The following is a 13,017-nucleotide window of genomic DNA, read 5'->3' on the forward strand; positions in this document are numbered from 1 at the left end:
CGTATGAAAAGGCTTCTGAAACCCCCGCCGGACCACCGTTTCACCGGCTGAAATTGTTACTCGACGGCGAATTATTCTCCAGCGGGTAAACGGAATTCCTTTTCACGCGCGCCCCGAACCGATCCGACATGAACGGAACGCCAGTTGCCGTCGAATCGGTCCGCGAGGTGGGGCCGGACACCATCGCACTCGAACTCGAAACGCCCGGCGATTTCGACGCGCTTCCGGGCCAGTTCGTCCTCCTGCGGGCCGCTCCCGGAGTCGACGATCAGACGGCCGCCGACGAGGACGACGTCGTCATGCGACACTACACGCTGTCGTCGCCCTCGGTCGACGAGACGTTCGAACTCACCGTCGGCATCGACCCCGACGGCGAACTCTCGCCGTGGCTCGCGGACCTGGACGGCGGCGAGACGGTCCACGTCGAGGGGCCGTTCGGCACGATCACCTACGAGCGCGATCGAGATGTCGTCGCGGTCGCCGGCGGCCCGGGCGTCGGCCCCGCCGTCGCGATCGCCGAGGCGGCCCACGACGCGGGCTACGACGCGACCGTCGTCTACCAGGACGACGACCCGGCTCACGTCGATCGACTCGAGGCGATCGAGGAAGAGGGCGTCGCGGTCGAGATTATCGGCGCGGACGCCGACGACGAACTGGCCGAGGCGATCGCCTCTCACCACGGCGAGGGACAGGTCTACGCGTTCGGCTTCGAGGACTTCGTCAGAGCCGTCGCGGACGCGATCGACGACGCCGGCGGCGACTCGGACGAAGCGCTGATCGAAAACTTCGGCTAGATCACTGCGACAGGCTCGTCGAATTGGCGGGAAGACGATGAGGTTGCGGTCCTGAGTACACCACGAAAGCCCCCGTCGTCGAGCGGATGCACGTTTTCGCTCAACGGTAGCCCCTTTCAGTCACCCATATCGGCTGGTCGGTCAAGCCGCCGCGGGCGGGGCTGAAAGGGGCCAAGGGCTTTCGAGGTGTTCGCGCCGTGAATCGGTGTTTTCGAACCAGATGCACTGAGGGTCCCAGGTTGCTCTGATGGTCGCAAGCACAGCACCTACGCTTGTACGCGCGCAGAAGTCACACCATGGTGGAAGAAGACCTCGAATTAGAGCGGGATATGGGCGAGGCGACGATCGTCTACGACGAACCGGACGAAGGAACGGTTCGGAAGACGGTTCCGAACGAGCACATCGCGTACTTCCAGGACCACTGGATCATCAAGACCGACGAGGACGAGGAGGGCAACGACATCGTTCGACGGATCCCCTCGAAGCGGGTTCACTACGTCGAACGTTCGGTCGAGGAGTTCCAGGAAGAAGTCGAGACGCTGGTCGATCGGGTGCAGTCGTTCGCCAGTTCGCTCCAGACGAAGATCCCCGTCGGCGGCGGGGACGAGGACGATCGCGTCGAACCCCACCGGATCGACGTCGATCGGGGCGAACCGGACGAGCGCTGATCGGCCTCAGTGTTCGACGAACTCGACGAGGATGCCGCCGGTGTCTGTGGGATGGAGGAACGCGACGGTGTGGCCCCACGCGCCGGGCCGCGGTTCCTCGTCGATCAACCGCACGTCGTGGTCGCGGGCGGTTTCGAGCGCACCCTCGACGTCGTCGGTCGCGAGCGCGAGGTGGTGGATGCCTGAGCCGTTGTTCTCGAGATACCGGGAGATGGTCCCCGTTTCGAGCGGCTCGAGCAGTTCGAAGTAGCCGTTTCCGCAGTCGAGAAAGACGACGCGCATGCCGTTGAACTCCTCCTCGTGGGCCACCTCGAGTCCGAAGAGGTCGGCGTACAGGTCGGCGAGTTCTCGCGCGTCGTCGGTCGCGATGCCGGCGTGATCGAAGTGCATCACGCGTGAGTCCTCGAGGGAGGGGCGTTACTGTTTTGGTCGATCGGGACGGATTCGGTCGCCGCTCCGGCGGGGCGCGATCGACGGGCGAACCCAACCGAGACGATCGCTCACCGCAGTCCCAGTTTGACGGCCAGTCGATCCCAGAGGCCGCCGATATCGCCGATGTCGCGCATCTCCTCGCCCGACAGCTCGAAGTCGAACACGTCCGCGTTCGCCTCGATGTGCTCGCGGCTCGACGCCTTCGGGATCGCCGCGACGAACGGTTGCTGGAGGAGCCACCGCAGCGCGACCTGCGCGGCGGACTTGCCGTGAGCGGCGCCGATCTCGGCGAGCCGATCGTCGCCCGGGACGGCGCCCGCAGCGAGCGGGCTGTACGCGGTCAGGCAGATCCCGTGCTCGATGCAGTATTCGAGGAGGTCCGTCTGGTGGTGGTAGGGGTGGTACTTGACCTGGTTCGCGACGATCGGCGTCTCCGAGAGGGTTCGAGCCCGATGGAGCTGGTCCACCGAGAAGTTACTGACCCCGACGTGGTCGACGACGCTCTCGTCTTGTAGCTCGTTCATCGCGCGGATCGTTTCCTCGAGGGGCGTGTGCGATCGCGGCGCGTGGATCAGGAGTAGATCGACGGCGTCGAGACCCAGGCGATCGAGGCTCGCTCGGGTCGATTCGAGGGCGGCGTCGTAGGCGAGGTTGTCTGTGTCGATCTTGGTCGTGACGAACACGGCCTCGCGGGGGACGTCGCTCGTCGCGAGCGCGTCGCCGACCGCGTCCTCGTTGTCGTACATCTGAGCGGTGTCGACGTGGCGGTAACCGACCTCGAGCGCCGTCTCGACCGCGCGGCGACACTCGTCGCCGGTCATCCGGGCCGTGCCGAAGCCGAGCGCCGGAATTTCGGCGCCGTCTGTGGTCACGGTCTCCAGTTCGGGTCCGGTACTCACGACCGACCCTTCGTCCTCGATCGGATTTGAGTATTGGGGGCGTTCGACGACCCCCGAGCGATCCGCTGGTGCCGTACCGGTTTCCTCGAGGTAACCACCCCGCGTAACTTTCAACTTGCTATCACTATTGCCCCGCGTCGGTGCTCCGGTCGGGTATGGACACCACCCTTCCCCGGAACGTCGCGGCCGAAGACGATGCTCCGCGTTCGTACGTCTCCCCCGACGGCGGCCTCGAGCCGACCGATATCACCGCCGACGAGTCGCCGTCGGCCGACGACCGCCGCCGACCCGCGGTCGGCATCGTGGCCGCGGGCGAGGAGCCCGAGTCGGTTTACCGGACGATCCTTCGAGCGGCCGAACAGGGGTTCGCGGTCTACCTCATCGCGGTCGATCCCGACTCCGAACCCGGTCGCCTCGCCGCCCGCCTCGGCGCCGCGGTCGTCGAACCCCGCACCGTCGCCGCGAGCCGGCTCGAGTTCGAGGCGGCCCTCTTCGCGGCGGCGTATATCGACGGCCGCTCCGGGATCATCTTCCAGCGGGAGGGGTGTCCGCGGATCGACTACGAGCGAACCCTGGGAGCGTTCGTCCCGGGCCGGTTCGAGACCGACGCGATTCCGGAGGCGCGGCCGGTCGTCGACCGCCGCCCGCGCGTTCTCGCGGCGATCCCCGCGTACAACGCGGCGGAGACGATCGGCTCGGTCGTCCGGGAAGCGACCACGCACGCGGATCAGGTTCTCGTCGTCGACGACGGGAGCGACGACGCCACGGCCGAGCGCGCCGAGGGGGCCGGTGCGCTCGTCGTCCGTCACGATCGCAACCGCGGCTACGGCGGCGCTCTCCAAACTATCTTCGCGGAGGGACGAACGCTCGCGGCCGACCACCTCGTGACCCTGGACGCCGACGGGCAACACGATCCGGCGTCCATCGCGACGCTCGTCGAGGCCCAGGAGTCGAGCGGCGCCGAGATCGTCATCGGGAGCCGATTCGCGGACGATTCGAAGACGCGGATGCCGCGGGTCCGCTCGCTCGGACTCGGCGTCATTAACCTCCTCACGAACGCGAGCCTGGGACGATTCCGGCCGCGCACGTGGGTTCGGGACACCCAGAGCGGCTTCCGATCATACACGTGGGAGGCCGTCGACTCCCTCGCGACGACCGCCGACCTGGGCAGCGGAATGGGCGCGAGCACGGACATCATTTACCACGCCCATCGCGCGGGATTCGACTTCGAGGAGATCGGAATCACCATCGACTACGACGTCGAGCACGGCAGCTCCCAGGGCGCGCTCTCCCACGGTACCGGACTCGTGTGGAACATTCTCGGCCACCTCGAGTGGACGCACCCCCTGCTCGTGCTGGGGCTTCCGGGAACGCTCCTCGCTGCACTCGGCACGTCGATCGCCGTCGGGTCGATCGAACAGCTGTCCGCCGCGCAGGTGCCGGCGATTTCGATACTCGCGCCAGCTGCGTTCGCGTTCGCCGGGGTAACGATGGTCCTATTCGCGCTGTTCGTCCACGCAATGAACACGCACCCGTCGCTTCGATCGACTCCGTATCGGGAACGCTCGGAGCGCGTCCGAAATCGGGAGGACTCATCCGAAGGCGCTCTCGTCGGCGCGACGGTCGCGTTCGACGGGCGACCATGAGAGGGGTCGCCGCGACGGGCGAACCGCTCTCAGCGGTGCCCGTTCTGCAGGTCGAACATCGTCCCCGCGAGGAAGGCGCTGCAGTCGGTGAACTCCCACCGGAGCTGTTTCGGCTCGCCGGCGCCGTTGATCCGCGGGAGCAGGCACGGGTCCGACTCCGGCCCGACTCGAATTTCGTTCAGTCCCGCCACCGCGAACCGGTGAGTGTCGCGGACGAGGTCCACGGCCGTCGCCGAGTACTCGCCCTGCGGGTAGCAGAATCGGTCCACGTCGATCCCCAGTCGCTCCTCGAGTTCAAGCTTGGATTCCGCGATCTCGGTTTCCAGCTCGCCTGCGGAGAGCGTATCGAGTTTCCGGTGGGACTTCGAGTGGTTCCCGATCGTCACGAGCTCGTCGTCGGCGAGATCGACGAGCTGGGCTTCCGTCATATACTCGTAGTCGAACCACTCGTCCTGAAGGAACTCCGCGTTTCCGATGCTATCGGCGACGACGAACACGGTCGCCGGGACGTCGAACTCCTGGAGCATCGGTCGGACGGTCTCGTAAAAATCGACGGTTCCGTCGTCGAACGTCAGCGCGACCCTGGTGTCGGCGGTCTCTTCCAGCACGGCCGGCAGATCGACGACGTCGTACTTCCGGGTGAGCTGCTCGAGCTGCCTTCGAAACCGGCCCGGGGAAACGTCGTCGTAAAACCCGCCGCCGACGGAGTGATACATCAGAATTCGGTTCCCGGAGTCCGGACACGGTGCCCACGACGAAACCTTCGCGTAGTAATCGAGGCGGGCCAGCCGGACCCACGCGCTCTTCAGTACGGTGTGCGTTACCGTCGGGCTACCGGGCCGTTCGCGCCCGCCTGCGGTGATATTTCGAAACATTCGACCTCGTTCTGCCGTCGGATGCGGTACCGGGCGAGCCGCGCGCTCGGACCGCTCCGCGATGTCCGGACGGACGGCGCCAGGGGCGAAAAAAGGCGCGCTCGGTCCGCTCGAGTCGCCGAGGCGAGCGACTGCGATTCGTCGCACCGGGCGTCGCGGGCCGCTCCCCCTCGTTCGGACGCCCCCGGCAAGCGGAGCCTAACGCGGCAACGATACCGCTCCTCTAAGCGGCGCGTGCGCGTACTCGTGCTCGCAAGAGCCGTCCGGTCGAATCGCCGGCCGTCGCTCGCGACGCCATGAGCCCCGCGTTTTCGGTACTGATGCCGGTGTACGCAGGCGACGATCCGTCGCACCTCGAGGCCGCCCTCCGGAGCGTCGTCGACCAGTCGGTCCGGCCGGACGAGATCGTGATCGTCGAGGACGGGCCGCTCACCGACGCGCTGAGCGACGTCCTGGACTCGTACGAGCGAGCGCAGGGGGACCACTTCTCGCGGTACCGGCTGCGCGAAAACGTCGGCATCGGGAACGCGCTTCGGGTCGGCGTACGCCGGTGCGAGCACGAACTCGTCGCGCGGATGGACGCCGACGATATCAGCGTTCCCGATCGATTCGAACGCCAGCTGGCCGTCTTCGAACGGCGCCCCGACGTCGACGTCGTCGGCGGCTACATCGCCGAGTTCGACGACGATCCGGACGACTGCTTCGCATGCCGAATCGTCCCCACGAACCACACTTCGATCGCCGCTCGAGCCCGGTTTCGAAACCCGATGAACCACATCACCGTGATGGCCCGCCGCCGCGCGATTCTCGAGGCCGGAAACTACCGGGACTTCCTCGGCATGGAGGATTACGACCTCTGGGTTCGAATGCTATCGAACGAAGCGACGTTCGCCAACGTCCCGTCCGTGCTCGCGAAGGCGCGGATCGACCGGGACTACGGCCAACGCGGCGGACTCTCGGTCACGAAGGCGGAAGTCCGTCTCCAGCGGAGCTTCTACCGGTCCGGGTTCATCGACGCGCCGATCCTCCTCTACAACCTCCTCACGCGCGCTTCGGTTCGGTTGCTGCCGAAGCGAATCCGCGGCCGGCTTATCACGCGGTACACGAGGACACCCGGCTAGCGCCTCGACCGGTCGGCGTCTCGAAGCTCCGGAGCAGCCGACTGACGCTCCGGGCGCCGCGCCGTAGCGGGCCGGCGTCTCGAGGAACGCGCCGGCGACTCCGAACGCCGATCTCCGAAGAACGTCGCCTCGAGACGAGGTGCCGAACGGGGGACGTCGATCGGCACGCGGCCGCCGTGTCGTAACCTCGGCCTACTGATATGAAATGGTCATCAACGCCCGATTGTCGGTGCCGATCTCCCCACAGGTATTTGGCCCGACCGCGACTACGAATGCTAGCGAACCAAGATGACAACGTTACAATATGTGTTCTGTTTCGAGCGTCGCGGACCGACCTCGAGCCGCGGCCCCCGCGGCTCGCGCTCCGCACGGATTGGCAGCCGTGCGACTCGACGCGGGTCACCGGAATGAGCGCCGCGACGACCGACGAACGGGCGGACGAGCGGGAAACGCTGCCGATCTCCGTCTGTATCACGACGAAGGACAACGCCGATATAATCAGGCGGTGCCTCGAGAGCGTCCAGGACTGGACGGACGAGATCGTCGTCGTGGACAGCGACAGCCAGGACGGGACGATCGAGATCTGCGAGGAGTACGGCGCCGACGTCTACCAGCACGAGTTCAAGGGGTTCGGTGACATCAAGACGAAGTCGATCGAACACGCCTCGAACGATTGGGTGCTCATTCTGGACTCGGACGAGGAGGTGCCGCCGGCCCTCCGGCGGGAGATTTTCGACGTCTTCGGCTCGCCGGGTATCGTCGGCTTCTACATCCGAAAGCGCGAGCACATCCTCGGGGCGTGGTCCCACCAGTATCACGTCAAGCAGCCGGTGCTGGCGAACAGGCGGGTGCTGTACTACCAACAGGAACACCTGTGGGAGCGGCCGACGATCAGCGACGAGTACGCCGAGCGGACGAGGGACCTTAAGCACGCGATCAACAACTACACGGTCGAACGGGTCTCCGAGCGAGAGGCGAAGATGATGCAGTACAGCGCCCTGGAGGCGTTCCAGATCGTCGAGCTGAACAAGCCCGGCAACCCCGCCGTTTTGCTGGCGAAAGGGATCGCTGCGGCGCTCTATCGACTCGTCATCGGACGGGCCGCGCTGGACGGCTATCGCGGGTTCTACATGGCGTTTACGGATATTAATCACTACGTCTCGACGTACGCGAAAATCAAAGATATCGAACGACTGCGGAAACGACGGCCGAAAGATTGGAAGGAGATTTGGTTGGAAGAAGAATGTGGTCGATAACGGAGGCCGAAACGTCGATACGGTTGTCGTACGAATTCCGGTGCTCCCCGAGCGAATCCGATCCGCCAGCGAGTGTCGATATCGCGGACTCGAGTCGTACGGATCTTCGAATTTAGCGACATCGGGGGGTTGACTACGACCTCAACAGCTCGAGCACCGCATCCGCAAACGCCGGGAGATTTCTCGGCTCGACCGTCCGACCGTACGATTGTACTTCCGCGTGCGGTCCGATATCGAAGGCGACCGTCGGCGTTCCACACTGTTCGGCTTCCACGATTGTGAGGTTAAATCCCTCGAGTGTAGAGCAAGTCGCGTACACGTCTGCCGCGGCGTAGTATTGTGGGAGCTCCTCCTCCGAAACTCGTCCGGTCATGATCACGGTACCGTTGCTGGTAGCCGCCAGGGCGTCCAATCGCTCCTTGTACGCTCGGTCGTCCGTTCGGCCGACGGCGAGGAGGACTGCGTCCGGAAACTCGCGGAGGACGTACTCGTAGACGGAGATCAGCTTCTCGATGTTCTTTTCGGGGGAGATCCGTCCCACGTAGAGTATCACGGGATCGTCTCCGAGCGAGTGCTTTCTGCGGACGGCGCTCCCGTCGACGTTTTCGTTGTACGATCCGCCGACGGTATTGTAAATCACCGGCCCAGTAACCCCGTATCGGTTCGCGAATCCGTCCCGGCTGTACTTGCTGACCGACACAACCGTATCCGAAAGCGACGCCAGTTCGTGCAACGGGTGGAGAAACGCACCCTCGTCGACCGGTGATCGGTGATTGACGAAAACCACGGGCGTATCGAAGAGGTACTGGGTGAGAACGGCGGGAATGGTGAGTATCGGTTGGTGGACGATGAGCAGATCCTCGTCCTTGAGCTCGAGCGCAGAGCGCCCGATCCGCAGCGGGTTTACGAAGTATTCCGCTCTTCGCATTCGACTCGAGAGAGCGTCATTGCCCAGAGAAACGACATCGCTGTCTACCTCGGTAACGTAATCGAACAGGTACACGCTCGTGCTAATGTTCGCCTCGTTCAACTCCGCGAGTTGCGGAATCACTACGCTGGCGACGCCCTCCGCTTCGTCGAGCGTGGAGATGAGAACGCCGACGCGTCGGACGTTCGGGTACCTGTCGAGTAATAGGTCGGAGATGCGCTCGTAATCTCCGCGGAGTTCCGGCTGTGAGGACATCATTTCCCGAACCTCTCGCGGCCGACGACCTAAACACAGTGTGCGTTTCGCGTCGCAATAGTCGGCTGATCGATCCGAGAGTGGTTTTAAGTATCCATTGAACGTGAGCGTGGGCTACAACCAACCGCCGGCTTTGTAGTCGCGCCCGGAGTGGATTCGTCGAACACCTTCAAATGGCCAATATAGACGTCCTCGGAGCGATCTGGCGCGTATTTAGCGCGCGAACCGCCGGATCGGTAATCATGGTTCTGGGGTACGTTACCTTCGCGAGGATTCTCGACGCGCAACTGTTCGGCGTATTCGTCCTCTTCATCGCGGTAACGAGCGTGTTCGAGGTGTTTCTCGATCTCGGTATCGATAAGGCGATGGAAAAGCGGATCAGCGAACAGCGGAACGCGGTTCCCCCGGGTGACGTGCTAACGACGGGGTTGCTGTTGAAAACCGGCTCGATGCTACTCGTCGCGACGATCCTCATCGCATCGCGCGGCTACATCGATAGCTACGTCGGCGCCGACGTAACGATGCTGCTCGTTCCGGTGCTCGTTGCTCAGCAGTTGGGGTGGCTGATTCTGGCCATTCTTCGGGGTGAACAGTCCGTTGCTACCGCCGAATACCTCACGCTGGTCCAGAACGTCGTGTTCGTCCTCCTGGGCGTTTTACTGATTCTACGCGGATTCGGCGTCGAGGGGCTGATAACCGGATACGGTCTCGGTTGGCTCGTACTGTCCGTCGTCGGCTACCGGCTGATCTCGACCGAGCTGGGGACGTTTTCGATCGATATCGTCCGATCGCTGTTCGACTTCTCGTGGTACAACTTCGTCGCATCATCCGTGATGACCGCTTCCTATCGGTGGATCGACATTCTGTTGATCGGTTTTTTTCTCACGCGCACCGACGTCGCCGCGTACGAGGTCGCCTGGCAGATTTCGGTCGTGTTCTTACTCCTGCCGCAGGCGATCGCGCTCACGCTCTTCCCGTCGGTTAGCGAACGAGCGACTCAGGGGCAGTTCGACGAGATCGAGCGACTCGTTCCAACCGTGATCACGTGGTCGATCGTAATCGTCGTTCCTGGCGTGATCGGCGGCCTGGTGCTCGGAAACGAAATCCTCTCGCTGATATTCGGTCCCGAGTTCGCGATCGCGGCCGCGGCGCTCGTCATCATTCTCTTCGGAAAGATCGCGGAATCGCTGAACTACGTCTTTGGAACGTTGCTGCTCGCGATCGATCGCCCCGGTCTGGTGGCGAAGACGGCGCTCGTTTTCGTCGCACTAAACGTCGGTCTGAACGTGGCGTTGATCCCCCGATACGGGATCGTCGGCGCCGCGGTGGCGACCACGATGGCGTACTTCCTGTTCACGGCGATGAACGCGACGTACTTATCGAAGTACGTACGCTTGACGGTGAACGTCGACGAGGTCGGAACGTCGGTTCTCTCGGCGCTAGCGATGGGATCCGTCCTGTGGGGGGTTCAGGAACTCGTGCGTATCGACTCCCTCGTCGTTCTGCTCGCAACCGTGGCATTCGGAGGCGTCGTGTACACTGCCGCGTTACTCTCGTTCGCATCGTACCGGCAGATGATCCTGGACGTGACGAGTGAGATGCTCTAGATCGGAGAGAGCGGACGGTCCTCGCCGCTCCGACGGCGTTGCAAGTTTCGTCGCTGGTCGCGGCGACTCGCCGCAAGGAGTCCGGACGAGGACGCCGTTGTATCTCAGTGTCTCGCCAACTCCACCGCGGTCGCGCTCTCGTCGCAACCCTAGGCGTTCACTGCGAGACGACGTTAGCTCGATCGCGCTACCGTCTCGTCTATTCGGCTCCGTCGCCGGTCCTGACTTCGTAAACGACCGCCTTCGAGTTGTCGAAGATTCTGTTGTCCCGCTCGGTAGCGATCGCGTCGGGATCGGGATTGCTCTCCAGCACGAAGACGTAGGAGGCGGCCCCCTGATCCTGTTGCGTTTCGTCGACCCACTCTACCCGTTCGATTTCGGAATCCCCGTGTACTGCCGCATCGTAATCCAGTGCGAAGGGAAAGAACAGGTGGTACGTCACCTCGTCGGTGAGGATCGTTCCGTTTTCGCTCGACTCGTAAATCCACCGGCCGGCCGAGCGCTCTCCGTCGTCGTAAACGGGGGTGTGAGCGTCGGAATCGAACGCGGCCGCCGACGGGATCGGATCGCCAGCGGCGTAGTAGAGGAACCCGGAATTGAGCAACAGGAACAGCGCGACGACGACGGCCAGCACGCTCCAAGTCGTCCCCGCGGACGGTATCGGAAGCGAGACGCCGTACAGGAGCTTCCGAATCGAAGACGCGAATACCTGATATCCGATCGGGAGGTACAGCGAGAGCACGGTCATCGAGAGGAGCCACGCTCGATCCGCTCCGTACCCGCCGCCGAAGAAGAACGAAAACCCGATGAGCGCGTAAAACGCGAGCGAGAGCGATACTAGTACGTCCGGCGTTTCGACGGGCCGACGATCGAGCCGCCGCCATACCTCCGAGAGCAATCCGACCGATATCGTCAGCAGAATAGCGGCAAACACACCGGCAGTGAGCAGATCGAGCGGCGAGCGGTGCTGACTGAGAATCCCTGCACCGGATCTCGAGGCGGTGTCCGTCTCCGAAAACATGGCGTTCCATTCCCAGAGCAGGTGTCCCGGAACGTCGAGCAGAGAGAAGAACGTCGACCCTTCCCCGACGAGGAACATCCAGCCGAGCGTTCCGACGAGCGTTCCGACACCGTATACTCCCGCGAAGGTTGGTGACACGCTGGGTTGCGTTCGGCGGTGGAAGAGCGACAGCAGGAACAGAAACGCCGCCGCGAACAGCACGCTGAACGAGAAGATAATCGCGGTTCCGTAGTGGCTAAAGATTATCGAAACGGTGAACGTCGGGACGAGAAGATACGTGAGCCGCTTCGACGAGGAGCGAGCGACGATCACGAGGAGCAAGCAGACCATGAAGAACATCGCTAGCCGCTCCTTTTCGGGGGTCTCGTGGAAGTATCGGAAGTAAAATACGAACGAGAGGGCGGCGAGCATCGCGCCCGTCTCGGCGATATACCTCCGAAATAGGGAGTACATTCCGACGGGCACGGCCGCGAAGACGATCGAAAATACGACCTTGTACGCGTAGTGAAGCGATAGTCCCAGTAATTCCGAGAAGACGACCGGAAGGATCGTGAGCACCGGAAGCGAGCCGAGGCTGGGGATCTCGGACGTCCATCTCCCCTCCGCGTACACCATTTCGGCGAAATAATAGTGTATCTGAACGTCCGCCCCGGTCACGTACTCGGTCAGTAAGACGTGATGGAAGAGGACCGAAATCGCGATCGAATACAACAGCAGCGAACGGTCCGTTCTCGAAAGCGATATCTTGGGGACGAGCACCGTGATCACCGCTACGAGAGGGACGAGGACCAGTAACAGCACGTTCGAATCGCGGACGTTAAAGAGCGTCGTTCCGGCGATCGAAAGCGCCGGAAGGAGCACCGCGATGATTATGGCCGGGGATATCGGAACGCGGATAACGTCGTCACCGGGCCGTTCTCGACTCGCGCCGAAAAAGGCTAGTGCGGCGAGGCCGAGCACCAATCCGGTGGCGACGACGTGGATCCACGGTTCGCCCAGGGGAGCAAAGACGTCGAAAAAAGGGGAGACCAGGCTGATAGCTATTCCGAACACCGAGAAGATGAACAGGCTCACTCCGACGGAGAGGATCGTCGTCTCGCCCGGGGAGAAGGTTTCCGAATCATCGAAACTGAAGAGCAGCAGACCCGGCGCACAGACGAATAGAACGAATCCGGTGATTCCGATACCCAGACGTATCCAGACGGTGAGATACTCCGCAAACTGTGGGGAAAGGAAGTGCCAAAGATACTGGAGTAGCCAGTAAATGCACAGCGTGATTACCGTCATCCTCGCCAACGTTCTACCGTCGGTTGATGAAGGGTTCGGGAAGAAGACGGCGGTCATAGCACACGTATGATCTCGACGGTATTATAGGTGGATTCAGCACATTTTATATATGCGGGTAGTGTCGCGTCGCTAATGAGTACGCGACGGGAAGTCAGTGGGCGAGTCGAGGAGCGCTCGATCGGTTTCGCTCCGGCCGGTAACGCGCTTGCCCCTCGGATGCGAGCGACG

Annotated in this window: 11 protein-coding genes; 6 read left to right on the forward strand and 5 right to left on the reverse strand. The window is 63.1% G+C overall.

Features of this window, described 5'->3' with window-relative positions; translation table 11 throughout:
- Nucleotides 1-128: 128 nt before the first annotated feature.
- Nucleotides 129-794 (forward strand): FAD-dependent oxidoreductase, encoded by a 666-nt coding sequence (locus tag MUH00_RS17575; protein WP_247000817.1) that lies wholly within the window; start codon nucleotides 129-131, stop codon nucleotides 792-794.
- Between the two features lie 296 nt (nucleotides 795-1,090).
- Entirely contained in the window at nucleotides 1,091-1,462 is a 372-nt protein-coding gene (locus tag MUH00_RS17580) for a hypothetical protein (RefSeq protein WP_247000819.1), read from the forward strand.
- Between the two features lie 6 nt (nucleotides 1,463-1,468).
- On the opposite strand, the gene mce is transcribed toward MUH00_RS17580, so the two are convergent.
- Both mce and MUH00_RS17590 read right to left on the reverse strand, forming a co-directional pair.
- Nucleotides 1,469-1,852 (reverse strand): methylmalonyl-CoA epimerase, encoded by a 384-nt coding sequence (gene mce / locus MUH00_RS17585; RefSeq protein ID WP_247000821.1) that lies wholly within the window; start codon nucleotides 1,850-1,852, stop codon nucleotides 1,469-1,471.
- A 110-nt stretch (nucleotides 1,853-1,962) separates the two neighbouring features.
- Complete coding sequence (locus tag MUH00_RS17590) at nucleotides 1,963-2,793, reverse strand: aldo/keto reductase (protein ID WP_247000823.1); 831 nt, start codon at nucleotides 2,791-2,793, stop codon at nucleotides 1,963-1,965.
- 155 nt (nucleotides 2,794-2,948) lie between these two features.
- Here MUH00_RS17590 and MUH00_RS17595 point away from each other — a divergent pair, with 155 nt between their 5' ends.
- Nucleotides 2,949-4,439 (forward strand): glycosyltransferase family 2 protein, encoded by a 1,491-nt coding sequence (locus MUH00_RS17595; RefSeq protein ID WP_247000825.1) that lies wholly within the window; start codon nucleotides 2,949-2,951, stop codon nucleotides 4,437-4,439.
- A gap of 29 nt (nucleotides 4,440-4,468) precedes the next feature.
- On the opposite strand, the gene MUH00_RS17600 is transcribed toward MUH00_RS17595, so the two are convergent.
- Nucleotides 4,469-5,155, reverse strand: a complete 687-nt coding sequence (locus MUH00_RS17600; protein WP_247000827.1) for a polysaccharide deacetylase family protein — start codon at nucleotides 5,153-5,155, stop codon at nucleotides 4,469-4,471.
- A gap of 455 nt (nucleotides 5,156-5,610) precedes the next feature.
- Between MUH00_RS17600 and MUH00_RS17605 the strand changes: the two genes are divergently transcribed.
- The gene (locus MUH00_RS17605; RefSeq protein ID WP_247000828.1) at nucleotides 5,611-6,435 is read left to right on the forward strand and encodes a glycosyltransferase; all 825 of its coding nucleotides are present in this window, start codon (nucleotides 5,611-5,613) and stop codon (nucleotides 6,433-6,435) included.
- 407 nt (nucleotides 6,436-6,842) lie between these two features.
- Nucleotides 6,843-7,691 carry a glycosyltransferase family 2 protein gene (locus tag MUH00_RS17610; RefSeq protein ID WP_247000829.1) on the forward strand — a complete coding sequence of 283 codons (849 nt, stop codon included), beginning with the start codon at nucleotides 6,843-6,845 and terminating at the stop codon, nucleotides 7,689-7,691.
- A gap of 133 nt (nucleotides 7,692-7,824) precedes the next feature.
- Here the strand turns inward: MUH00_RS17610 and MUH00_RS17615 are convergent, their stop codons facing one another.
- Nucleotides 7,825-8,877, reverse strand: a complete 1,053-nt coding sequence (locus MUH00_RS17615; protein ID WP_247000830.1) for a glycosyltransferase family 4 protein — start codon at nucleotides 8,875-8,877, stop codon at nucleotides 7,825-7,827.
- Between the two features lie 239 nt (nucleotides 8,878-9,116).
- On the opposite strand from MUH00_RS17615, the gene MUH00_RS17620 reads away from it, so the two are divergent.
- Nucleotides 9,117-10,481, forward strand: a complete 1,365-nt coding sequence (locus tag MUH00_RS17620) for a flippase (RefSeq protein WP_247000831.1) — start codon at nucleotides 9,117-9,119, stop codon at nucleotides 10,479-10,481.
- 199 nt (nucleotides 10,482-10,680) lie between these two features.
- Here the strand turns inward: MUH00_RS17620 and MUH00_RS17625 are convergent, their stop codons facing one another.
- Nucleotides 10,681-12,789 carry a DUF2206 domain-containing protein gene (locus tag MUH00_RS17625; RefSeq protein ID WP_247000832.1) on the reverse strand — a complete coding sequence of 703 codons (2,109 nt, stop codon included), beginning with the start codon at nucleotides 12,787-12,789 and terminating at the stop codon, nucleotides 10,681-10,683.
- Nucleotides 12,790-13,017 lie beyond the last annotated feature (228 nt).

This window comes from Halosolutus gelatinilyticus, assembly GCF_023028105.1.
GTDB lineage: Archaea > Halobacteriota > Halobacteria > Halobacteriales > Natrialbaceae > Halosolutus > Halosolutus gelatinilyticus.

Excerpts from the sequence above, each read along its gene's own strand:
- MUH00_RS17575 (WP_247000817.1), top strand. The coding sequence starts at position 129 with ATGAACGGAACGCCAGTTGCCGTCGAATCGGTCCGCGAGGTGGGGCCG.
- MUH00_RS17580 (WP_247000819.1), top strand. The coding sequence starts at position 1,091 with ATGGTGGAAGAAGACCTCGAATTAGAGCGGGATATGGGCGAGGCGACG.
- mce (WP_247000821.1), bottom strand. The coding sequence starts at position 1,852 with ATGCACTTCGATCACGCCGGCATCGCGACCGACGACGCGCGAGAACTC.
- MUH00_RS17595 (WP_247000825.1), top strand. The coding sequence starts at position 2,949 with ATGGACACCACCCTTCCCCGGAACGTCGCGGCCGAAGACGATGCTCCG.
- MUH00_RS17600 (WP_247000827.1), bottom strand. The coding sequence starts at position 5,155 with ATGTATCACTCCGTCGGCGGCGGGTTTTACGACGACGTTTCCCCGGGC.
- MUH00_RS17605 (WP_247000828.1), top strand. The coding sequence starts at position 5,611 with ATGAGCCCCGCGTTTTCGGTACTGATGCCGGTGTACGCAGGCGACGAT.
- MUH00_RS17610 (WP_247000829.1), top strand. The coding sequence starts at position 6,843 with ATGAGCGCCGCGACGACCGACGAACGGGCGGACGAGCGGGAAACGCTG.
- MUH00_RS17615 (WP_247000830.1), bottom strand. The coding sequence starts at position 8,877 with ATGATGTCCTCACAGCCGGAACTCCGCGGAGATTACGAGCGCATCTCC.
- MUH00_RS17620 (WP_247000831.1), top strand. The coding sequence starts at position 9,117 with ATGGTTCTGGGGTACGTTACCTTCGCGAGGATTCTCGACGCGCAACTG.
- MUH00_RS17625 (WP_247000832.1), bottom strand. The coding sequence starts at position 12,789 with ATGACGGTAATCACGCTGTGCATTTACTGGCTACTCCAGTATCTTTGG.